Genomic DNA, 20199 nt, shown 5'->3' on the forward strand with positions numbered 1-20199 from the left:
CACAGCAGATCGGGAGAACATGTGGCCCTCACCCGGCGGGCACGGTACGGAACAGGGGCACAGGTGGAGATTGCGGGCGCGAGACGGCGGCTGGCGCTGCTGCTGGGGACCTGGGGTCTGACCCGAGTCGTCCTCCTGCTGTTCGTCTTCAAGGTGTTCGTGTTCCCGGGTCCGGACGTCACCAGCGACGTGTCGGTGATCTACCAGGGCTGGTACGAGACGCTCCGCCACGGCTCCTTCCCGCTGGACGACGTCACCTGGCAGTACCCGCCCGCCGCCGCCCTCCCGATCCTCTCCCCCGCGCTGCTGGGCTTCCTCGACTACGCGTCGGCGTTCTTCGTCCTGGCCTTCCTGGCCGACCTGACCGTCCTGGCCCTGCTCCTGTACACGGGCCTGCGCCCCGGCAGGACGCTGCGCGGCGCCTGGGTGTGGGTGGCGGGCGTCCCGCTCCTCGGCCCGACCGTGTACGCGCGCTACGACGTGATGGTGACCGCGGTCGCCGTGGCCGCGGTGCTCGCCGGCGCCCGGCACCCGCGCGTGATGGGCGCGTTGGCCGGGTTCGGGGCGCTGCTGAAGGTGTGGCCGGCGCTGCTCCTGCTCGGCGCGGTCAAGCGCCGCGCGTGGGGAGCGGCGGCGGTGACGGTGGTCGCGATCGCCGCTCTCTTCGCGGTGTCCATGCCGGGCGCGTTCGCCTTCCTCACCTTCCAGCGCGAGCGGGGCACGGAGGTGGAGTCGCTCGGCTCCCTGGCCTTCCACGTGGCCCGGCACTTCGGCTGGCAGGGCGAGGTGCTCCTGAACTACGGCTCGGTCGAGTTCGTCGGCCCCTACGTCAACTGGGTCAGCACGGCCGCCCTCGGCCTCACCGCGATCGCCTTCGGCTGGCTCGTGTTCTGGCGCCTGATGGCGGCCCGCTTCCTCCCCCACACCCTCGCGGACGCGGCCTTCGTGGCGGTGCTCATGTTCACGGTCACCAGCCGGGTCATCAGCCCCCAGTACGTCGTCTGGCTCATCGGCCTCGCGGCCGTCTGCTCCTGCTTCCGCGCCAGCCGCATGAGACTCCCGGTCGCCCTGGTCCTGGCAGCGGCCTTCGTGACGGTCCTGGAGTTCCCGATCTGGTTCGCCGACGTGGTCGCCAGCGACGGCCTGGGCATCGTCCTGCTCCTGGTGCGCAACGGCCTGCTGGTGGCCGCGGCGATCACCGGCGCACGGGAGTTGTGGCGGGCCTCGGTCACCTGGGCGGACGTACCGCCGCTCCCGAGTCAGGCGACCCGCTCGAAGGCGACCTCGGCGTCCTCCTGAGACCGGGCACGGCCGAAGAGCACCGCGACCACCGCGCACTGCACCCCCATCGCGAGCGCCAGCGCCAGGCACACCCCGGGCAGGCCGAGCCCCGACAGCGCGTACGCCAGCGGGAGTTGGACCGCCGTGCCGAGCAGGGTCACCCGTAGCAGCGCCGGTGCTCCGCCGCTCCCCTCGAAGACTCCGCCGAGTGCGATGAAGCAGGCCATCAGCAGCAGGTAGGGGCCGATGCAGCGCAGGAACAGCGTGCCCTCATGGGCGACTTGGGGTCCGGCGCCGAAGGCGGCCATGATCCAGGGGGCGGTGACGCCGAGCAGGACGGCCGCCGTCGCGCCCACCGTGCCGGACACCAGCAGCGCCTCCCGGCCGACCTCCCGCCGCTCGTCCCGTCCCGCCCCGCGCAGCTGCGAGGTGTGGATGGCGGCGGCCTGGCGCACGGAGTAGAAGGCCATCGTCGCGACGTACAGGACCTTGTAGGCGATGGCGTACGCGGCCACCGCCGTCACCCCGAGCCGCGCCACGATCGCGACCAGCACCAGCGTTCCGGTCTGCCGGACGGTGAAGTCGGCGGACATGGGCAGGCCGGTCGTGAGCGTCCGGCGCAGTGCGGCGGGGACGGACTCGGCCGGCCGTGCCTTCGTGCGCAGCAGGGCGTTGCGGCGCAGCGCACGCAGCCCCACCGCCAGCGCGACCATCCGGCACAGCACGGTCGAGACGGCGGCGCCCCGGACGCCGTAGAGGTGGATGAGGAACGGGTCGCAGACCAGGATCAGGCCGTTGGCCAGGAGGGCCAGGCGCATCGGGGTCCTGGTGTCGCCGGTGCCCTTGAGAATGCCGTCGACGAGTTGCTGGGCGTAGAAGACGGCGATGCCCGGCAGGGAGATGGTGAAGTAGCCGACCGCGAGCGGGAGTTCGGGGCCCGTGCCGCCGAGGAGCAGGCGGGCCAGTGGTTCGCGGACCAGGAAACCGGCCGTGACGACCACCGGGGTGACCAGCGCGCACAGGGCCCAGCCGCCGCGTACCGCCGAGCGCAGCGCGCCCGGGTCGCGGGCTCCCCTCGCGTGGGCCACCAGCACCGTCGTACCGGAGGCGAAGACCAGGGCGACGCCGAGGAGCACGTTCTCGGTGTTGGTCGCGACGGCCACGGCGGCGACGGCCGGGCCGCCGAGCCGGGAGACCCAGACGGTGTTGATGATCCCGGCGGCGACGGAGGCGAGGAGCGAGAGGTAGACGGGGTGGGCGAGCGATATGAGCTGCTTGCGGTGACTGTTCACGGCGACCGGGCCCCCTGGATACAAACTGTCTCGATACGAGCTACCTCTATTCGAGGTAGCTCGATAAGAGGTACCATGGGCTCACCGCGTCCGCAAGGAGAAACATGCTGGAGCTGTCGATCCTCGGCTTCCTGGCCGAACAGCCGTTGCACGGCTACGAGTTGAAGGAACGCATCAAGGCACTCAGCGGCCATGTCCGCCCGGTCAGCGACGGCGCGCTCTACCCGGCGATCACCCGCCTGGTCACCGCCGGCAAGCTCGACCAGCACACGGAGGAGGGCGCGAGCGCGGCCCCGCGCCGGGTCCTGTCCCTCACCGAGAAGGGCCGCGAGGACCTCCTGGAGCGGCTCCGGCACCCCAGACAGCCCGAGATCACCGACCACGTCCGCTTCAACACGGTCCTGGCCTTCCTACGGCACCTGCCGGACCGGCGGGAGCAGGCGGACGTGCTGCGCCGCCGGCTGGAGTTCCTCCAGACCCCGGCGAGCTTCTTCTACCGGGACGGCGAGCCCGTACGGGCGGAGGAGACCCAAGACCTGTTCCGGCAGGGCATGTTGAGGGTTGCTCGGGCGACGGGCGCGGCGGAGCGGGAGTGGCTCACGGAGGCCATCGCCCAGCTGGATCAGGCGAGTTGAGTCTTGAGATAGTCCCGCCACTGCGCGGTGAAGTCGTCCAGGCTCACCCCGAGGACGCTCTTCATCGCGTCCTCCACCGCCCCCGCCCGCTTCTTGTGCGCGCCGACAGCCCGGTAGAACTTGCCCAGTCGGCCCACTCCCCACCGGTCGTCGATCATCCGGCAGGCCAGCCAGCCGCCCTCGTAGGCCTGCGCCAGCTCGGTCGCCTCGCTGCTGAAGCCGAAGTCCTTGTCGGCGGGAAGGGCGGTGGGAAGGTCGCCGTCATGGACCGCGCGGTACAGCTCCGGCGCGGCCTGGGTCGGGGTGCGGCCGGTGCCCCGGTAGCCGATCCAGTCGGCGTAGCCCTCCGAGAGCCAGAGGGGGGTGGCGGGGGTGGTGTGCGCGCGGGTGGCCACGTGAGTCGTCTCATGCGTCAGCACGACCTGCTTGCCGACCGAGCCCAGCAGCGCGTACGCGTCCGGGTTGACGATGATCCGGTCGGCGGGCGCGCTGCCCGAACCGCCCGCCTCCCCCGTCGTCACCGCGGCGATGCCCCGGTAGGACGCGGCCGGTGCGCCCAGGAGCCCCGCCATGCCGTCCAGGGAGCCGGGGACGAGCACGACGACGTGCCGGGTCCAGTCCGTGCCCCAGACGGCCGACACGGCCGGTACGGCGTGGTCGGCGAGGGAGCGGTAGTCGCGGAGGGTCGCGGCGTCCTGACCGACTCCCATCACCAGGCTGTGCGCGCCTTTGACGACGCTCACCTTGCCCTGGTCCCACAGCTGTTGGCCGGACTTCTTCGCGGGCTTGTCGGAGTCGACGTACCACTGCCCGTCGGCGGTGAGGCGGAGCGTGAGCGTGCGCCCGACCGTGACCGGCGAGGTGTCGTAGCCCTTGACGCGGTAGCTCAGTTCGGCGTCGGCCGTCGCGGTGGCGCCGGTGCGGTGCAGCGAGGTGAGCCGGTAGGACCAGGACGCCAGTGGTACGGCGCTCAGGTTCTCGTACGCCGTGCGTGCGCCGGTCCGTGTGTACGCCGTCTCGTCGTGGTGCAGGACGGCCGTGGACCGACGGTCGAGGAGGCTCTGGACCTCCGCCTTCGCGCTGTTCGCCGCCGGCTGCCCGCCGCACCCCACCAGCGAGCCGAACAGCAGACACAGCGCGAGCACTCCGGAGCGCGACGCCCGCCTACGACCAGTCACTTCCCGATCGTACGACCCTTTCGCGCCGGTTCAGACCCGCGTGACCGACGAGACCGGCATCATGCCGACCGGGTCGTAGCGCACGGGCGCGCCGGGGTAGGGCGCGTGGATCACCTGGCCGTTGCCGACGTACATCGCGACATGGCTGGCGTCGGAGCGGTAGACGACCAGATCGCCGGGCTGGGCCTGGGAGAGCGGGATCTGGTGCCCGGCGTAGCGCTGTTCCTGCGAGGTGCGCGGGAGGTGGACGCCCGCCCGGGCGTACGACCACTGCATCAGGCCGGAGCAGTCGAAGCCGCCGGGGCCGTTGGCGCCCCAGATGTACGGCTTGCCGAGTGCGGACTGGGCCGCGGCCACGGCGGCCGCGGCGCGGCCCGAGGAGGGGACGCCGGCGCCGAGGTCGGGGATGTCCTGGCGGGAGGAGCGGGAGGCCCGGTCGAAGGCGGCGCGTTCGCCGAGGGGCATCCGGTTGAGCAGTTGCCGGGCCTTGGCGAGCTTCTGCTCGACGGTCTTCTTGTGGGTGGCGACGGCCTTGCGGCTGCGCTCGAGTTCGGCGAGGTGTCCGGCGGCCTCGGTGCGCTCCTGGGCGAGTTCGCGCATGGCCTCCTGGAGGTCCTTGAGCTCGTCGGCCTGCTGGGTGGTGATGCGGTCGAGGACGGAGGCCTTGTCGAGGTAGTCGGCCGGGTCGTCGGAGAAGAGCAGCGCGACGGTGGGGTCGATGCCGCCGGAGCGGTACTGGGCGCCGGCGAGCGAACCCAGCGCGTCCCGCATGGTGTTGATGCGCTGCTGCTGCCGGGCGATGCGGTCCTGGGCGTCGCTCACCTGCCGGTGCAGCTGCCCGGCGCGCTCGTCGGCCTTGTCGAAGGCCTCGGTCGCCTTCTCGGCCTCCTGGTAGAGCCGGTCCACCTCGGCCCGGCTGTCGTCGTGCGGCGCGGCCACGGCGGAGCCGGCCGGCAGGGCGCCGAGGGCGGCCGCGGCGGCGCTCAAGACGCAGACCGCGGCACTGGCGCCTCGGTCGAACCCGGACGGTGCAGGGCGACGACGGGATCCCACGGGAAGCCGCACTTCCTTCCGCTGGCTGACACGGACCGCTCCCCCGGTGCGGGGAAACGCGCCAGACAGTAGCTCTGTGAAGGGGTGCGGGCCAAAGACCGGCGCGGGCACACAACGTGACGCCCCGCCTATGACGCAGGTCATCGGCGGGGCGTGGAGTCAGCCTGGTGTGTCGCAATTCGCCCGTTCGGGCGGTGCACAAGGGCCGGAGAACGACCGGAGGGGACCGGACGAGGACGGATCAGATCCGGACGCCGAACTCGAACGTCATGTTGCCGATCGACTCGTAGCGCACCACGGCACCGGTGTGCGGGGCGTGCAGCACCTGGCCGTTGCCCGCGTACAGGCCGACGTGGTGGTAGTCGCCGTAGAAGATGACGAGGTCGCCGACCTTGAGGTCGCTCTCGCTGTAGATCCGGGTGCCGGCGCTCGCCTGCGCCTCGGACGTGCGGGGTATGGAGACACCCGCCTGCGCGTAGGCCCAGGAGGTCAGGCCGGAGCAGTCGAAGGAGGACGGGCCGGAGGCGCCGTAGACGTACGGGGAGCCGAGGACCGACTGGGCGGCGGCGAAGGCCGCTGCGGCACGGCTGGAGGCGGAACCGGTGCTGCCGAGGTTCACACGCGAGCTGGAGCGGTTGGCGGCCTGCGCCTGCTGGGCGTCGAGGGCCGCCTTCTCCTTGGCCGTCAGCGTGTTGAGCAGCTTCTGGGCCGCGGCCAGCTTGGTCTTGACCTCGTCCTTCTTCTTCTTGAGCTCGGTGCGGGTCGCGGAGAGGTCCTTGAGCTTGCTGCTCGCCTCCGCGCGCTCCTGGGCGAGTTCGCGCTGCTTGCCCTGGATCTTCGTGAGCGCCTCGACCTGCTGACTGCTCAACTGGTCCATCGTGGACGCCTTGTCGAGGTAGTCGTCCGGGTTCGAGGACAGGAACAGCTGGATCGAGGGGTCGATGCCACCGGTGCGGTACTGGGCGCTCGCCATCGTGCCGAGGCCGTCGCGGAGCTTGTTGAGCTCCTCCTGGCCGCGGGCGACGTTGTCCTGGATGGTCGAGATCTCTTTCTGGAGCTTGTCCTGCTTCTCCTGAGCCCCGTCGAGCTTCTCGGTGGCCTGCTCGGCCTGCTCGTAGAGGGCGTCGACCTTCGCCTTGACCTCGTCCTTGCTGGGCTTCTCGCTCGGCGCGGCATTGGCCGCCTGAGCGCTGAAGGCAACGGCGGCAGCGGCTGCGGTGGTCAGCACGGTGACACGCGTGCGGCTCGGCTGCTTCGGTCGACGATGGGACGCCACGGAGTCGAGCTCCTTCTATTGAGTGATCACCCGTTCGGAGGTTCGAGGCATGACCCTAGTGACGTTCCTGTGATCAGTTCAAATCCTCACACGAAAAAATGCCGTCACTCAAAGCATTCTTTGCACATAACCAACATGCAGTGATGGTCGATTGACGCTACGTTGCGTGACGGTTCGGTCAATTCCGGCATTAAACCTGTACGTTGACCTTCACGACAGTCGCTTGAGGAGTACCGCAGAAGCGACGGGCCGGGCGCCCGCCTTCGCGATGCCGTCGGCGACCTCGCGGTCGGTCGACGCGACGATGACCGGCCGGCCCGGCGGCTCCGCGCGCACCAGCTGGCGGATCAACTCGTCGGCGGTGACGCCCGGTTTGGAGAACAGCACCCGCACTCCGCGCGGCGGCGCGAGCAGCACGGGCGCGGCCAGCTCGGCCCCGTCGAAGACACAGGTGACCTCGGCCCCGGTCTGCGCGGCGAGCTGCGACAGCTGCCCCAGAAGCCTCAACCGCTGCTTCTCCAGGGGCATTTGGGGATAGCCGGTCTTGGTGACGTTGTAGCCGTCGACGACCAGGTGGGCCTGCGGCAGCGCGAGCAACTGGTCCAGGATCGCGGGGTCGTTCTCCGACAGCGCCCGCGCGGCGATGTCCTTCGGGGTCATTCGTCCCGGTTCGACCGCGTCCACGGTCTCGGCGGGCCGTACGGAGACAGGGGGGAGCGCCAGTTCCCTGCGCAGCCCCTGAGCCGCCTCCAGCACGGTGTCGAGCAGCAGCCGTACCCGCATGTCCTCGACGCTGCGCCCCTCGCGGGCCGCCTTGCGGGTGGCCTCCAGGGACGCCTCCGCCTCGCTGAGCCGCGCCTTGAGGCGTCGGCCCTCGCTCTCGGCGGCGGACAGCTGGGTCTGCCCCTCGGCGCGCGCGGCGTCCGTCTCGGCCCGCAGCTTGCGCAGGGCGGCCTCGCCGCGCTTGATGTCGCTGTGGGCGGAGCGCAGCTTGCGGTGAAGCGATTCCGCTTCCTTCTTCGCCGCGTCCAGCTCGGTGCGCAGCCGCTCGGTCTCGGTCCGGGTGGCGTCCCGCGCCTGGGCCAACTCCTCGCGCAGCCGCTCCAGTTCGGCCCGGTTCTCCTCGTCGGCGCGCTCGGCGTCGGCGCGCAGCGCCTCCTCGCCGGCGGCGGTCACGAGTTTCACCCAGCCGGTGGGGCGCAGAACATAGGCCGCGGCCGCCACATCGAGCGGATCCGCGGCCGGGGGCGGCGAGCCGGAGTCGACGGCGCCCGCGAGTTCCGCCTGGGCCTCTCTCAGTTTCTCCCCGATCCGCTGCCGGAACAGCGGATCGGTCTCCAGGGCGGCGGCCATGGCGTTGCCGGCGAACTTGGCGCGCCGGTTGGGGGCGAAGCGGGCGTACTGTCGTAGCTGCGGGGGCAGTTCGGCGACCGTGAGACCGCCGAAGCCGTCCGACACGATCTGTACGACTCTTCTCCGCACGCCGTCGGGCAGCGGGCGGTCGAGCACCTCGGCGGCGCCGTCGCCCGGCCCCCCGCCTGAGTTCTCCACCATCCCTCACACCCCAATACCTGTGCGGGGCCACTCCCTCTCAGGAGCCGGCGCCCGGCCTGTCCACGAGTTCCACCTGATCCACGGCGTTGCACCAGCGGCAGCGCACCGACTCGATGGTCTCACTGACCACCTCGCGCTCCTCCACCTTCGGCTCACCGGCCAGGTCCAGGTGGAGGTACTCCACGACCTTCGACGAACGCGTCACGTCGAAGCGCGTGAGGTTGCCGCAGAGGGTGCAGCGCCACCGCGTGGAGGCAGTCGGCAGGGGAACCGTCATCGTGGCTGTTCGCTTCCTTCTTGTTCCAGTTTCCGTGATCGCCGGTTTCCCCGGCGAGTGTGGCTCGTAACCCTACGGCCTGGCGGGTACTCGCCGCTCGGCCGTCCACAGGGCCCCTCCGGCGGCGAGGCGGTCTGTGCTGCTGCGTCCCGTTACGTCATGCTCTGTGTCCATGATCAGCAACTGGGGCTCGGCACTCGTCAGGACGTTCCGCGGCACCTCGGCGCCCATGACGTACACCCTGATCGGCCTGTGCTGTCTGATCTTCGTCCTCGGCCCGGCCTCGGGCTTCGTCCCGTCCTACGGCACGGGGGACGCGCTGCTGGTGGCGCAGCGGGCGTACTTCCGCCGCTGGGGCGTGGTGCCGGCCGACCTGTTCGCCGCCCCCGCCCGGGAGGCGCTGACTCCGGTCACCGCCCTCTTCATCCACGGCAGCTGGATCCATCTCCTCGGCAACATGCTCTTCCTCTACGTCTTCGGAGCGATGACCGAGGAACGGCTGGGCCGAGTCGAGTTCACCCTGTTCTACGTGGTCTGCGGCTACCTGGCCCTGCTGGGCTACGCGGCCGCCAACGCCGACTCCGAACAGTCACTCGTCGGCGCGTCCGGGGCGATCTCGGCGGTCCTCGGGGCGTTCCTGTACTTGTTCCCCCGGGCCCGCGTGACGAGTCTCCTGCCCTTCCTCTTCTTCCTGCCGCTGCGCTTCCCCGCGTGGGTCGTGCTGCCCTTCTGGGCCGCCCTGCAGTGGCTGGCGGCGGGCCAGGCCGCACAGGGGCCGGGGGTGGCGTACCTCGCCCACCTCGTCGGCTTCACGCTGGGGTTCGGCTACGCGTGGGTGCGGTTCGGTCGTGCGACTAGAGTGAAACCCGCCCCAGCACAGGTCCCCGAGGGAGAGAACCAGCCGTGATCACCGCGATCGTCCTCATCAAGACCAGCGTGGACCGGATCCCCGAGATCGCCGAGTCGATCGCCGCGCTCGAATCTGTGAGCGAGGTCTTCTCCGTCACCGGTACGTATGACTTGATCGCGATGGTGCGTGTGCGGCAGCACGAGGATCTGGCCGAGGTGATCCCTGGGCGGATCTCCAAGATCCCCGGGGTGGAGGGGACGGATACGCACGTGGCGTTTCGGACTTACTCGCAGCATGACCTTGAGGCGGCTTTTGCGATCGGGTTGGACTCGTGAGGTTGAGCGCCTAATCGTCTGCGGGGCGCGGATGGACTGCGACTTTCGGTCCGTCGTGGCTGGTCGCGCAGTTCCCCGCGCCCCTGAGGGTGCTGCCCCGAAGGGCATTTGCATCGGACCGCGCTTACCTCACACTGCCGGGACGCAGCGGCCGTTCTCCGTGTGGTAGGTCCACTTGGCGCCCTTGGTCACCAGTTCGCGTACCGCGCCTACGAAGCGCTCGACGTGCTCGTCCGGGGTGCCCGCGCCGAAGCTGACTCGGATCGCGTTGAGGGACTTTTCGCCGGGGGCCGCCTCGGGGGCTCCGCATTCGCCCTGGGTCTGGGGGTCGCTGCCCAGGAGGGTGCGGACCAGCGGGTGGGCGCAGAAGAGGCCGTCGCGGACGCCGATGCCGTACTCGGCGGAGAGGGCGGCGGCGAAGTGGGAGCTGTTCCAGCCGTCGACGACGAAGGAGATCACGCCCACGCGCGGGGCGTCGTCGCCGAACAACGACAACACGCGCACCTCCGGAACCTCTGCCAAGCCCGCCCGTACCTTCTCGATCAGGTGCTGCTCGCGGGCGACCAGCGTGTCGAAGCCCGCCTCCGTGAGGGCCTTGCAGGCCGACGCGATGGAGTAGGCGCCGATGACGTTCGGGGAGCCTGCCTCGTGCCGGGCGGCGCTGTCGTGCCACTCCACGTCCACTCCCCCGTCCTCGCGCCGGGTGACCTTGCGGCTGGCGCCGCCGCCCGCGAGGTAGGGGTCGGCCGCCTGGAGCCAGTCGGCGCGGCCGGCGAGGACGCCGGAGCCGAAGGGGGCGTAGAGCTTGTGGCCGGAGAAGGCGATCCAGTCGACGTCGAGATCCTGGACGGACACCGGGTGGTGCGGGGCGAGTTGGGCGGCGTCCAGGACGATCCGGGCGCCGTGGGCGTGAGCCGCGGCGGCCAGTTCGCGGACCGGCCACAGCTCACCGGTGACGTTCGAGGCGCCCGTCACGCAGACCAGGGCCGGGCCCTGGGGGTCGCGGGCGGCGAGGGCTCGCTCCAGGGTCTCGACCGCCTGGGCCGGGGTGCGCGGGGCGTTGAGGTAGGTGACCTGGGCGTCCTTCCAGGGGAGGAGGGACGCGTGGTGCTCCGTCTCGAAGACGAAGACCTGGCAGTCGGCGGGGAGCGCGGCGGCGAGGAGGTTGAGGGAGTCCGTCGTGGAGCGGGTGAAGATCAGCTGGTCGTCCGGGCGGCAGTCCAGGAACTCCTCGACCGTCTTGCGGGCGTTCTCGAAGAGGTCGGTGGAGAGCTGCGAGAGGTAGCCGGCGCCTCGGTGGACGCTGCCGTAGTACGGGGCGTAGGCCGCCACGTCGTCCCAGACGCGCTGGAGGGCGGGGGCGCTGGCCGCGTAGTCGAGCGCCGCGTAGGTGACCTCGCCGCCCGTGACGAGCGGGACGGTGACATCCCGGCCGAGAACGGGCAGCTGGGCACAAATGGTCTGGGCGGCGGCAGCGGTGGAGACAGACATGGCGAACTCCTGTGAGAGGCAAGGCGGTTCCGCCGTGCGAGCGGGAACGGCTCCAGCACGGAGGGGGTGAAAGGGGGTATGCGGAGGCGGGGCTCGACGCCCTATCGCATTCGCTTGCTCACAGAGGGCTCCCTCGATGACCAGGACCCCTGGTGTCTTTCGAGGGGCCCGCGCTTGCCGTAGACCTCGCTGCCTACGGCCTGGTCTTCACCCGGGGCACCCCGCCACGGACGGAGGGTTGCCGGACAGTCGGCCGGGGCCTCATGACTGTCACTCATGACCTGGTCCAAAAACCTACGCGATGTGATCGTCGCCCCGCAACCCGTGTCCGGATCGCGGGACGACGACCGACACCTGCTACGCGTGCGTGGCGGCGGCCCAGCGCTCCAGCGTCCGCTTGGCCGCACCCGAGTCGATCGACTCCGCGGCCTTCGCCATCCCGGCCCTGATCCGGTCCGCCAGCGGCCCGTCACCCGCCTCAAGCGCCACCAGGGCAGCCGCCGAGTTCAGGAGTACGGCGTCCCGTACCGGGCCCGTCTCGCCGTCCAGGAGACGACGGGCCACGCCCGCGTTGTACTCGGGGTCTGCACCGCGCAGGGCCTCCACGGGGACCAGTTCGAGGCCGACGTCCCTCGGGTCGAAGGACTCCTCGGTGACCTTGCCGTCGCGGACGATCCACACCCGTGAGGTCGCGGTGGTCGTCAGCTCGTCCAGGCCGTCGTCACCGCGGAACACCAGCGCGGAGGAGCCACGTTCGGCGAGCACTCCGGCGATGAGCCCGGCCATGCGGGTGTCGAAGCAGCCGACCGCCGAGGTGGTGACCCGGGCCGGGTTGGTGAGCGGGCCGAGGAGGTTGAACGCGGTCGGGATGCCCAGATCCCGCCGGACCGCGCCGGCGAACCGCATCGCGGGATGGAACTTGGCCGCGAAACAGAACGTGATCCCGGCCTCCTCCGCCACCCGCGCCACCTGCTCGGTCGGCAGGTCGAGGTTGATGCCGAGCTTCTCCAGGACGTCGGAGGAGCCGCTCGCCGAGGAGGAGGCGCGGTTGCCGTGCTTGACGACCTTCGCGCCGGTCCCGGCGATCACGATCGCGGACATCGTCGAGATGTTGACCGTCTTGGCCCGGTCGCCGCCCGTACCGACGATGTCGACGGCCGGTCCCGGGATGTCCAGCGGCTTCGCGTGGGCGTACATCGCCTCGACGAGACCGGTGATCTCCTCGACCGTCTCGCCCTTGGCCCGCAGCGCCACCAGGAAACCGGCGATCTGCGCGTCCGCCGCCTCCCCGCTCATGATCCGGTCCATCGCCCACGCCGTGCCGGCGGTGCTCAGGTCCTGTCCGGCCAGCAGCGCGCTCAGTACGTCGGGCCAGGAACGGGCCGCCGCGGTGTCGCCTCCAGCGGGGGTCACAGCGCTCATACGGCCGCTCCTGAGTGTCGTAGAAACCATGGTTCGAAAGACCTCCCCCACCCTATCCAGCCGCAGGCACGGCGAAGGGCCCCGTCCGGTGTTCGGACGGGGCCCTTCGACCGCGGCGTGGCGACGCCTCAGCGATCAGTGGTGGCCGTGGCCGCTCGTGATCTCCTTGTACTCCTCGACGGTGGGCTTGGGGATCTGGGAGTCCTCGCCGTAGTACGCCTCGCTCAGCTTGGCGCGCAGCTTCTCGGAACCCTTCACCTTGCGCTCGACACCGTTCTCGTCGACGGTCGCGCCGATCGCGGCCGGGACGTACTGCTCGTGCGCGGTGAGCGTGTGCAGCGCGTCCTGGCTGAGCGGCTCGTGGATCTCCACGAACTCACCGTGCGGCAGGCGCTTGATGATGCCCGACTCGCGGCCGTGCAGCACCTTGTCCCGGTCGCGACGCTGGAGGCCGAGGCAGACCCGCTTGGTCGCGATGAACACCAGCACCGGCACCACGAAGAAGCCGACGCGCACGAACCAGGTGATCGAGTTGATCGACAGGTGGAAGTGCGTGGCCCAGATGTCGTTGCCGCCACCGACGAGCAGGACGAAGTACCACGAGATCCACGCGGCACCGAAGGCCGTACGGGTCGGGACGTTGCGCGGGCGGTCCAGGATGTGGTGCTCGCTCTTGTCGCCGGTGACCCAGGACTCGATGAACGGGTAGACCGCGATCGCGACCAGGACCAGCGGGAAGATGATCAGCGGGATGAACACACCCAGGACGAGCGTGTGACCCCAGACGTTGATCTCCCAGCCCGGCATGACACGGATCAGGCCCTCGGAGAAGCCCATGTACCAGTCGGGCTGCGCGCCCGTGGACACCATGTCGGGACGGTAGGGACCCATGGCCCAGATCGGGTTGATCGAGGCGATCGCCGCGACGGCCGCGATGACACCGAAGACCAGGAAGAAGAAGCCTCCGGCCTTGGCCATGTAGACCGGCAGCAGCGGCATGCCGACGACGTTGTTGTTCGTCTTTCCGGGGCCCGCGAACTGCGTGTGCTTGTGGTAGAAGACCAGGATCAGGTGGCCGACCACCAGGCCGAGCATGATGCCCGGCAGCAGCAGGATGTGGATCGAGTAGAACCGTGCGACGAAGTCGCCGCCCGGGAACTCGCCGCCGAAGAGGAAGAACGACAGGTACGTGCCGACGATCGGCACGGACAGGACCGCGCCCTCCATGAAGCGGACACCGGTGCCGGAGAGCAGGTCGTCCGGGAGCGAGTAACCGGTGAAGCCGGTGAACATGCCCAGGACGAACAGCAGGAAGCCGAACAGCCAGTTGACCTCACGCGGCTTGCGGAACGCACCCGTGAAGAACACGCGCATCATGTGCACGAACATGGCGGCGAGGAAGATCAGCGCCGCCCAGTGGTGGATCTGACGGATCAGCAGACCACCGCGCACATCGAAGGAGATGTGCATCGTCGAGTTGAACGCCTCCGACATCAGCTGCCCCTGGAGCGGGACATAGCTGCCGTGGTACGTCACCTCGTTCATCGACGGGTGGAAGAACAGCGTCAGATACACACCCGTGAGGATGATGATGATGAAGCTGTAGAGGCAGACCTCGCCCAGCATGAACGACCAGTGGTCGGGGAAGATCTTGCGCATGTTGGACTTGGCGAGGGAGTAGATCCCGAGCCGTCCGTCCGCCCAGTCGGCGATCTTCTCGCCGGCCGGTGCTTTCTCGCGCGCACGCGAGTCTGTGTTCGTCGTAGTGCTCATCCGCGCTCCCAGAATGCAGGACCGACGGGCTCCTCGAAGTCGCCGAGCGCCTGGAGGTAGCCCTCGTCGCTCACGCCGATGCGCAGCTGCGGCAGGGCGTGACCGGCCGGGCCGAAGATCACTCGGGCACCGTCGGAGAGGTCGAAGGTGGACTGGTGGCACGGGCACAGCACGTGGTGCGTCTGCTGCTCGTACAGGGAGATCGGGCAGCCCACGTGGGTGCAGATCTTCGAGAAGGCCACGATGCCCTCGTGCGCCCACTCCAGCTCGCGCTTGTCCTTGATGTTGTCCGGCTGCAGCCGGACGATCATCAGCGCCGACTTGGCGATCTCGGTCTGGAACTCCTCGTCGGTCTCCTCCAGGCCCTCGGGCTTGGCGAAGGTGAGCGAGCCGACGGCCACGTCCGAGGGACGCAGCGGCAGGTTCGTGTTCATGTTGACGAGGAGCTTGCCCTTGGACCACAGGGTGTGGCGGAGCTTCGTCCCCGGCAGCGGGCCCAGGTCGCGCAGCAGCATGACGCCGGAGAGCGGGAACAGGGCCAGCGCGCCGAACATCGTGTTGCGGATCAGCTTGCGACGGCCGAGCGCCGACTCCTTGGCACCCTGCTTGAAGTCGGCCAGAACCTTGGCCTTGACCTCGGGGGGCGCCTCGATCGCGTGCCGCTCGTCGGCGATCTCCACGTCGGACATCAGGGTGCGGGCCCAGTGGACCGCGCCCGCGCCGATGGTAAAGAGCGCCACACCGAGGGTCAGACCCAGCGCGAAGTTGAGCGCGTTGATGTGACCGATCGGGAAGACGAAGATCGCCTTGTCGTGCGGGATCGCCACGTACGAGGCGATGAAGGCGACGGTGGCCAGCATCGACACGGTGAACAGGAAGGCGACGACGCGCTCGGACCGCTTGGCGGCCCGCTCGTCGATGTCCTGGACACGGTGCTCGTGCGGCGGCAGGCCGGGGTCGGCAAACGGGTCGTGCTCGTCCGCGACCGACACCGCGCCGTGCGCGTCCTGCTCAGCGGGCAGGTTCTCTTCTGGAATGTCTTGGCTACTCATGACTTCTTGGCCTTTGCGGTCCGAGCGGCGACCCAGACGGCTACCGCGATCAGCGCGCCCAGACCGAAGATCCAGGCGAAGAGACCCTCACTGACCGGACCGAGACCACCCAGCTCAAGACCGCCGGGGCTCTCGGTGTTGTCGCCGTTGACCGCGTTGAGGTACGCGATGATGTCCTTCTTGTTCTTCGACGACAGCGTGGTGTCGGGGAAGGAAGGCATGTTCTGCGGGCCGGTCTGCATGGCCTCGTAGATGTGCTTGGGGGCAACACCCTCAAGGCTCGGCGCGAACTTGCCGTGCGTCAGCGCGCCGCCCTTGCCGGTGAAGTTGTGGCACTGGGCGCAGTTGGTGCGGAACAGCTCGCCACCCTTGGCGATGTCCGATCCCTCCGGCCCGTACTCGTTCTTCGTCGGGATGACCGGACCGGCGCCCAGCGAGGCGATGTACGCCGCGAGCTGGTCGATCTCGGCCTGCGAGTAGATGACCTTCTTGGCCGGGATCTGAGCGCCCGGCTGCTGGGCCGGCATCCGGCCGGTGCCGACCTGGAAGTCGACCGCCGCGGACCCGACGCCGACGAGGCTCGGAGCGTCGGAGGAGCCCTGACCGCCGGTGCCGTGGCAGCTGGCGCAGCCGACGGCGTAGAGCTTCTTGCCCTCGTCGATGGCGAGGGACTGGGCGGACTCGTCGGCCTGCGCCTTGCTCGCGGGCGCGAACGCGGCGTACAGCCCCCCAGTTGCCGCCAGCGCGAGGAGGAGTACGACGACCGCCGCCAGCGGATGGCGTCGTCGTGTGGAGAGCTTTTTCACGGATTACCCCGGTGTCAGGATCTTCTGCGTCGATGCTTCTGGAATGTGCGCTTCTTGGGCGCGCGCGGGATCGGGCCCGACTACTTGATCAAGTAGATCGTGGCGAAGAGGCCGATCCAGACGACATCGACGAAGTGCCAGTAGTAGGACACGACGATGGCCGCGGTCGCCTGTTCGTGGGTGAACCTCTTCGCCGCGTAGGTGCGGCCGAGGACGAACAGGAAGGCGATGAGGCCGCCCGTCACGTGCATGCCGTGGAAGCCGGTGGTCAGGTAGAACACCGAGCCGTACGGGTCGGAGGACAGCGACAGGCCGTCCTTCTTCACCAGCTCCGTGTACTCGAAGATCTGACCGCCGATGAAGATCGCACCCATCACGAACGTGATGATGAACCAGCCCCTGAGCTTCTTCACGTCCCCGCGCTCGGCGGCGAAGACGCCGAGCTGGCAGGTGAGGGAGGAGAGCACCAGGATCGTGGTGTTGGTCGCGGAGAACGGAAGGTTGAGATGGCTCGCCATCTCCTTCCAGTGATCCGGACCGGTCACCGATCGCAGGGTGAAGTACATCGCGAAGAGGGCCGCGAAGAACATCAGCTCGGAACTCAGCCAGATGATGGTTCCGACGCTGGTGAGGTTCGGCCGGTTGACCGACGGGTGCGCGTGCCCGGTTTCTACTGTCGTTGCTGTCGCCACGACCGACATTATGTCGGTCGCTTATCCCGCCCTCACTCCGGGGGGTGCCGTTCGGAGTGTTCGCAGCGTGTGTACTGCCCGTATGGCCCATCGCAGGGGTGTTCCAACAGGTGTTGACGGGGTGTTCAAGGGAGTAGCATCCGCGCAACGGACCTTGGAACGGACCTTCGGAGGAAGCATGCAGCCGACCGCCACGGTGCTGGTCTACAGCGATGACTCCAACACCCGCGAGCAAGTGCGGCTTGCCACGGGGCGCCGGCCGGCTCCGGACGCGCCGTTGGTCGAGTTCCTGGAGTGTGCGACGCAGGCGGCGGTCGTCAAGGAGCTGGACCGGGGTGGGATCGACGTCTGTGTCTTCGACGGTGAGTCCGTGCCGATGGGTGGCATGGGGTTGTGCCGGCAGGTGAAGGACGAGGTGTTCAACTGCCCGCCGGTGCTTGTCCTTATTGGGCGGCCTCAGGATGCGTGGCTGGCCACGTGGAGCCGTGCGGATGCTGCTGTGACGTTGCCGGTTGACCCTGTCGAGTTCGCGGCGTCGCTGGCTGCCCTGTTGCGTCAGAAGCCTGCTTTGAGCGCCTAGTGGGGTGGGGCGGCCCGTAGCTTTGCGGCTGCGGGCCGGTTGTGGTTGCTCGCGCAGTTCCCCGCGCCCCTTTGGGGCGCGCTTCACACGGACTCTGGCCGCAAGCGTGCCGCGTCTTCAGGCTTGGGACCGTCAGGGGTCCCCCCTACCAGCGCGCTGCCGCTTCGCCAGTTCTTCCAGCCTAGGTTCCAGTCGCCGAAGCCGTTGCCGAAGGGTTCCATTTCGTCGCCGTTGGAGTTGACGACCTTGACTACGTCGCCCTCGTGGATGGTGTCGAAGAACCACTCGGCGTTGCTGGTGCTCATGCCGGTGCAGCCGTGGCTGACGTTCTCGGAGCCCTGGGAGCCGACGGACCAGGGGGCGGCGTGGACGTACTCGCCGCTCCAGGTGACGCGGGTCGCGTAGTACACGGGGAGGTCGTACGAGTCCGAGGAGCCCTCGGAGATGCCGACGGTGGTACCGCGCATCCGTACGAAGTACTCCTTGCCCAGTACGACCTTGACGCCGTTTCGGGTCTCGAAGCCGGGCTTGCCGGTGGTGACGGGGAGTTCGTTGATCTCCTCGCCGTTCTTGTAGACCGTCATCGAGTGGGACGAGGCGTCCGTCACGGCGATGATCTTGTCGCCCGTGGTGAGCTTGAGCGGCTTGGACCTGCCGCCCCACAGGCGGTCGCTGATCTTCACGCCGTCGAGGTCGCTGTGGACCTGGATGGTGGCGTGGGTGGGCCAGTACTCCTTGGGGCGGTAGTGGAGTGTCTCGTCGTCCACCCAGTGCCAGGCGCCCTCCACGGCGGGCGTGGAGTCCACCCTGAGGGCGCGTTCCACGATGGCCCGCTGTGCCTTGTCCTTGACGGGCTTGCTGAGTTCGGCGGTGACCGGCTGGCCGACGCCGTACTTGCCCGCGTCCGGACCGAACTTCACCGTCAGGCTCTTCTTCGAGGTCGGCTTGGTGGTGTCGAAGGTGAGGACCTTGCGGCCGGGGGCGCCGTCCTCGTCCTCCGTGCTCACCCGCACCGTGTAGTGGGCGTTGGCGGCCAGCGGGGAGGTGCTGTGCCAGCGACTGCCGTCGGCGGCGAGTTCGCCCGTGACGTAGCGTCCCGTGGCGTCCATGGCCGTGACGTCCGTGATGCGCCCGTCGTCACCGGAGGCGGTGACCACCAGGGGCTTGTCGGGGTCGGCCTTCTTGCCCTTGCCGGACGGGCCGTTGAAGGAGATCTGCCCCGCCGCGTCGTACGGCTTGGCAGACAGCGGGTTGCCGCCGTCGGACCCGCAGGCGGTGAAGCCCGCGCCGAGCGAGATCACCAGCAGGGTGCAGCCGACGACGGTGCGGGTGCGCGGAGTGTGGCTCATGAGGTGAGGCTATGAAGCTTCGTCAAGCTCGGCGCGGTGGGTAACTCGGACGAGGGACCCACGTTGCGGCAAAAGCACGAGCCCGGACCCTCCTGACGGAGTGTCCGGGCTCGCGAGCGCTCAGCACGTGCTACTGGGTGCGGTCTTCACCGCGGTAGTACTCGAAGACCCAGCCGTACAGGCCGATCATGATGATCGGGGCGGAGAAGTACAGCAGCCACCAGCCGATCGCGATCGACAGGAAGGCCAGTGCGCCACCGACACCGAGGGCGAGGGGCTGCCAGCTGTGCGGGCTGAAGAAGCCCACCTCGCCGGCCTCGTCCGCGACGTCGGCCTCCTTGTTGTCCTGTGCGAGGGTGTCGATCCGCCGGGCCGTGAAGCCCAGGTAGAAGCCGACCATGATGCACAGGCCGAAGGCCATGAAGAGGGCCGTGGTACCGGCCGCCTCCTTGGACCAGACGCCGTAGACGATCGCCATGACCAGCACGAAGACGGCCAGCCACATGAACATCCTGCCCTGGACCTTCACTTGCCCGCCTCCTTGCCGCCGGCGAGGGCCTTGTCAGCGTGGTGCGCGTTCTCGAGCTGGTCGAGAGCGGCGATCTCCGGGTGGTGCAGGTCGAACGCCGGGGATTCGCTGCGGATGCGGGGCAGCGTGAGGAAGTTGTGCCGCGGGGGCGGGCAGGATGTCGCCCACTCCAGCGAACGGCCGTAGCCCCACGGGTCGTCGACCTCGACCTTCTTGCCGTACTTGGCCGTCTTCCAGACGTTGTAGAGGAACGGCAGGATCGACAGGCCGAGCAGGAAGGAGCTGATCGTCGAGATCGTGTTCAGGGCGGTGAAGCCGTCGGCCGCGAGATAGTCCGCGTAACGACGGGGCATGCCCTCGGCACCCAGCCAGTGCTGGACGAGGAAGGTGCCGTGGAAGCCGATGAACAGCGTCCAGAAGGTGATCTTGCCGAGGCGCTCGTCGAGCATCTTGCCGGTCATCAGGAAGCCGGTGGCCCAGAGCATCGGGGTCTCGAAACTCAAGGACCCCTTCCACATCGTTCCGATCCAGTTGAAGAACTTCACGCCCGTTGGCACGGCGATGAGGAACGTCATGAAGGAGAAGAACGGCAGCAGCACTCCGCCGGTGACGTACATGTGGTGGGCCCACACGGTCACGGAGAGGCCGGCGATGGAGATCGTGGCCGCGACCAGGCCCATGTAGCCGAACATCGGCTTGCGGGAGAAGACCGGGATGACCTCGGAGATGATGCCGAAGAACGGCAGGGCGATGATGTACACCTCTGGATGGCCG

The 20199-nt window shown here is 69.1% G+C and carries 20 protein-coding genes and 1 riboswitch; of the genes, 5 read left to right on the forward strand and 15 right to left on the reverse strand.

The annotated features are described in order from the left end of the window. The first annotated feature begins 63 nt into the window (after positions 1–63). Positions 64–1299 carry a glycosyltransferase 87 family protein gene (locus tag OO70_RS24695; protein WP_043675505.1) on the forward strand — a complete coding sequence of 412 codons (1236 nt, stop codon included), beginning with the start codon at positions 64–66 and terminating at the stop codon, positions 1297–1299. Here OO70_RS24695 and OO70_RS24700 read toward each other — a convergent pair. Then, the gene (locus tag OO70_RS24700) at positions 1260–2573 is read right to left on the reverse strand and encodes an MATE family efflux transporter (RefSeq protein WP_043675508.1); all 1314 of its coding nucleotides are present in this window, start codon (positions 2571–2573) and stop codon (positions 1260–1262) included. The genes OO70_RS24695 and OO70_RS24700 overlap by 40 nt on opposite strands. A gap of 104 nt (positions 2574–2677) precedes the next feature. On the opposite strand from OO70_RS24700, the gene OO70_RS24705 reads away from it, so the two are divergent. Beyond that, a complete protein-coding gene (locus OO70_RS24705; protein WP_043675511.1) occupies positions 2678–3208 on the forward strand; it encodes a PadR family transcriptional regulator in 531 nt (176 codons plus the stop codon). Here the strand turns inward: OO70_RS24705 and OO70_RS24710 are convergent. The 5 genes from OO70_RS24710 to OO70_RS24730 form a co-directional block, all read right to left on the reverse strand. Continuing rightward, positions 3196–4386: a hypothetical protein gene (locus tag OO70_RS24710; RefSeq protein ID WP_234336918.1), complete on the reverse strand. Its 1191-nt coding sequence runs from the start codon at positions 4384–4386 to the stop codon at positions 3196–3198. The genes OO70_RS24705 and OO70_RS24710 overlap by 13 nt on opposite strands. Positions 4387–4416: 30 nt before the next feature. After that, the gene (locus OO70_RS24715) at positions 4417–5439 is read right to left on the reverse strand and encodes a C40 family peptidase (protein ID WP_043675516.1); all 1023 of its coding nucleotides are present in this window, start codon (positions 5437–5439) and stop codon (positions 4417–4419) included. A gap of 241 nt (positions 5440–5680) precedes the next feature. Next, positions 5681–6715 carry a C40 family peptidase gene (locus OO70_RS24720; protein ID WP_043675519.1) on the reverse strand — a complete coding sequence of 345 codons (1035 nt, stop codon included), beginning with the start codon at positions 6713–6715 and terminating at the stop codon, positions 5681–5683. Positions 6716–6925: 210 nt separating this feature from the next. Next, positions 6926–8269 (reverse strand): NYN domain-containing protein, encoded by a 1344-nt coding sequence (locus tag OO70_RS24725; protein WP_043675521.1) that lies wholly within the window; start codon positions 8267–8269, stop codon positions 6926–6928. Between the two features lie 37 nt (positions 8270–8306). Continuing rightward, positions 8307–8546 carry a hypothetical protein gene (locus tag OO70_RS24730; protein WP_019067815.1) on the reverse strand — a complete coding sequence of 80 codons (240 nt, stop codon included), beginning with the start codon at positions 8544–8546 and terminating at the stop codon, positions 8307–8309. Positions 8547–8718: 172 nt separating this feature from the next. On the opposite strand from OO70_RS24730, the gene OO70_RS24735 reads away from it, so the two are divergent. Next, positions 8719–9453: a rhomboid family intramembrane serine protease gene (locus OO70_RS24735; protein WP_043675526.1), complete on the forward strand. Its 735-nt coding sequence runs from the start codon at positions 8719–8721 to the stop codon at positions 9451–9453. Continuing rightward, positions 9450–9731, forward strand: a complete 282-nt coding sequence (locus OO70_RS24740) for an Lrp/AsnC family transcriptional regulator (protein ID WP_019062383.1) — start codon at positions 9450–9452, stop codon at positions 9729–9731. Before OO70_RS24735 ends, OO70_RS24740 begins: the two co-directional genes overlap by 4 nt. A gap of 129 nt (positions 9732–9860) precedes the next feature. On the opposite strand, the gene OO70_RS24745 is transcribed toward OO70_RS24740, so the two are convergent. The 6 genes from OO70_RS24745 to ctaE all read right to left on the reverse strand — a co-directional run bounded on the left by OO70_RS24745 (position 9861) and on the right by ctaE (position 16976). Then, positions 9861–11222, reverse strand: coding sequence for an aminotransferase class V-fold PLP-dependent enzyme (locus OO70_RS24745; protein ID WP_043675529.1), 1362 nt, complete (start codon positions 11220–11222; stop codon positions 9861–9863). 165 nt (positions 11223–11387) lie between these two features. Further along, positions 11388–11504, reverse strand: a riboswitch (SAM riboswitch). A gap of 75 nt (positions 11505–11579) precedes the next feature. Further along, positions 11580–12644 (reverse strand): anthranilate phosphoribosyltransferase, encoded by a 1065-nt coding sequence (gene trpD, locus OO70_RS24750; RefSeq protein ID WP_043675532.1) that lies wholly within the window; start codon positions 12642–12644, stop codon positions 11580–11582. 135 nt (positions 12645–12779) lie between these two features. Further along, a complete protein-coding gene (qcrB, locus tag OO70_RS24755; protein WP_043675535.1) occupies positions 12780–14417 on the reverse strand; it encodes a cytochrome bc1 complex cytochrome b subunit in 1638 nt (545 codons plus the stop codon). Continuing rightward, complete coding sequence (gene qcrA / locus OO70_RS24760; protein WP_043675538.1) at positions 14414–15469, reverse strand: cytochrome bc1 complex Rieske iron-sulfur subunit; 1056 nt, start codon at positions 15467–15469, stop codon at positions 14414–14416. Before qcrA ends, qcrB begins: the two co-directional genes overlap by 4 nt. Beyond that, the gene (gene qcrC, locus OO70_RS24765) at positions 15466–16275 is read right to left on the reverse strand and encodes a cytochrome bc1 complex diheme cytochrome c subunit (RefSeq protein WP_043675541.1); all 810 of its coding nucleotides are present in this window, start codon (positions 16273–16275) and stop codon (positions 15466–15468) included. Before qcrC ends, qcrA begins: the two co-directional genes overlap by 4 nt. A gap of 80 nt (positions 16276–16355) precedes the next feature. Next, entirely contained in the window at positions 16356–16976 is a 621-nt protein-coding gene (gene ctaE, locus OO70_RS24770; protein WP_019067823.1) for an aa3-type cytochrome oxidase subunit III, read from the reverse strand. Positions 16977–17145: 169 nt separating this feature from the next. On the opposite strand from ctaE, the gene OO70_RS24775 reads away from it, so the two are divergent. Then, on the forward strand, positions 17146–17547 hold the full coding sequence (locus tag OO70_RS24775) for a response regulator (RefSeq protein ID WP_043675544.1): 402 nt from the start codon (positions 17146–17148) through the stop codon (positions 17545–17547). Between the two features lie 83 nt (positions 17548–17630). Here OO70_RS24775 and OO70_RS24780 read toward each other — a convergent pair whose 3' ends face one another. From OO70_RS24780 to OO70_RS24790, 3 genes are all read right to left on the reverse strand, one after another. Continuing rightward, a complete protein-coding gene (locus OO70_RS24780) occupies positions 17631–18896 on the reverse strand; it encodes a L,D-transpeptidase (RefSeq protein ID WP_043675547.1) in 1266 nt (421 codons plus the stop codon). A 130-nt stretch (positions 18897–19026) separates the two neighbouring features. Beyond that, on the reverse strand, positions 19027–19425 hold the full coding sequence (locus OO70_RS24785; protein WP_019062392.1) for a cytochrome c oxidase subunit 4: 399 nt from the start codon (positions 19423–19425) through the stop codon (positions 19027–19029). Continuing rightward, the coding region (locus OO70_RS24790; protein ID WP_043675632.1) for a cytochrome c oxidase subunit I at positions 19422–20199 on the reverse strand (778 nt) is incomplete at its 5' end. The genes OO70_RS24785 and OO70_RS24790, both read right to left, overlap by 4 nt.

Origin of the sequence: Streptomyces xylophagus, from assembly GCF_000716435.1 — a bacterium.
Lineage (GTDB): Bacteria > Actinomycetota > Actinomycetes > Streptomycetales > Streptomycetaceae > Streptomyces > Streptomyces xylophagus.

What these genes read in the sequence shown, in the direction of transcription:
- OO70_RS24705 (WP_043675511.1), top strand. Translation starts at nt 2,678, where the DNA reads ATGCTGGAGCTGTCGATCCTCGGCTTCCTGGCCGAACAGCCGTTGCAC.
- OO70_RS24725 (WP_043675521.1), bottom strand. Translation starts at nt 8,269, where the DNA reads ATGGTGGAGAACTCAGGCGGGGGGCCGGGCGACGGCGCCGCCGAGGTG.
- OO70_RS24730 (WP_019067815.1), bottom strand. Translation starts at nt 8,546, where the DNA reads ATGACGGTTCCCCTGCCGACTGCCTCCACGCGGTGGCGCTGCACCCTC.
- OO70_RS24735 (WP_043675526.1), top strand. Translation starts at nt 8,719, where the DNA reads ATGATCAGCAACTGGGGCTCGGCACTCGTCAGGACGTTCCGCGGCACC.
- OO70_RS24745 (WP_043675529.1), bottom strand. Translation starts at nt 11,222, where the DNA reads ATGTCTGTCTCCACCGCTGCCGCCGCCCAGACCATTTGTGCCCAGCTG.
- trpD (WP_043675532.1), bottom strand. Translation starts at nt 12,644, where the DNA reads ATGAGCGCTGTGACCCCCGCTGGAGGCGACACCGCGGCGGCCCGTTCC.
- qcrB (WP_043675535.1), bottom strand. Translation starts at nt 14,417, where the DNA reads ATGAGCACTACGACGAACACAGACTCGCGTGCGCGCGAGAAAGCACCG.
- qcrA (WP_043675538.1), bottom strand. Translation starts at nt 15,469, where the DNA reads ATGAGTAGCCAAGACATTCCAGAAGAGAACCTGCCCGCTGAGCAGGAC.
- ctaE (WP_019067823.1), bottom strand. Translation starts at nt 16,976, where the DNA reads ATGTCGGTCGTGGCGACAGCAACGACAGTAGAAACCGGGCACGCGCAC.
- OO70_RS24775 (WP_043675544.1), top strand. Translation starts at nt 17,146, where the DNA reads ATGCAGCCGACCGCCACGGTGCTGGTCTACAGCGATGACTCCAACACC.
- OO70_RS24780 (WP_043675547.1), bottom strand. Translation starts at nt 18,896, where the DNA reads ATGAGCCACACTCCGCGCACCCGCACCGTCGTCGGCTGCACCCTGCTG.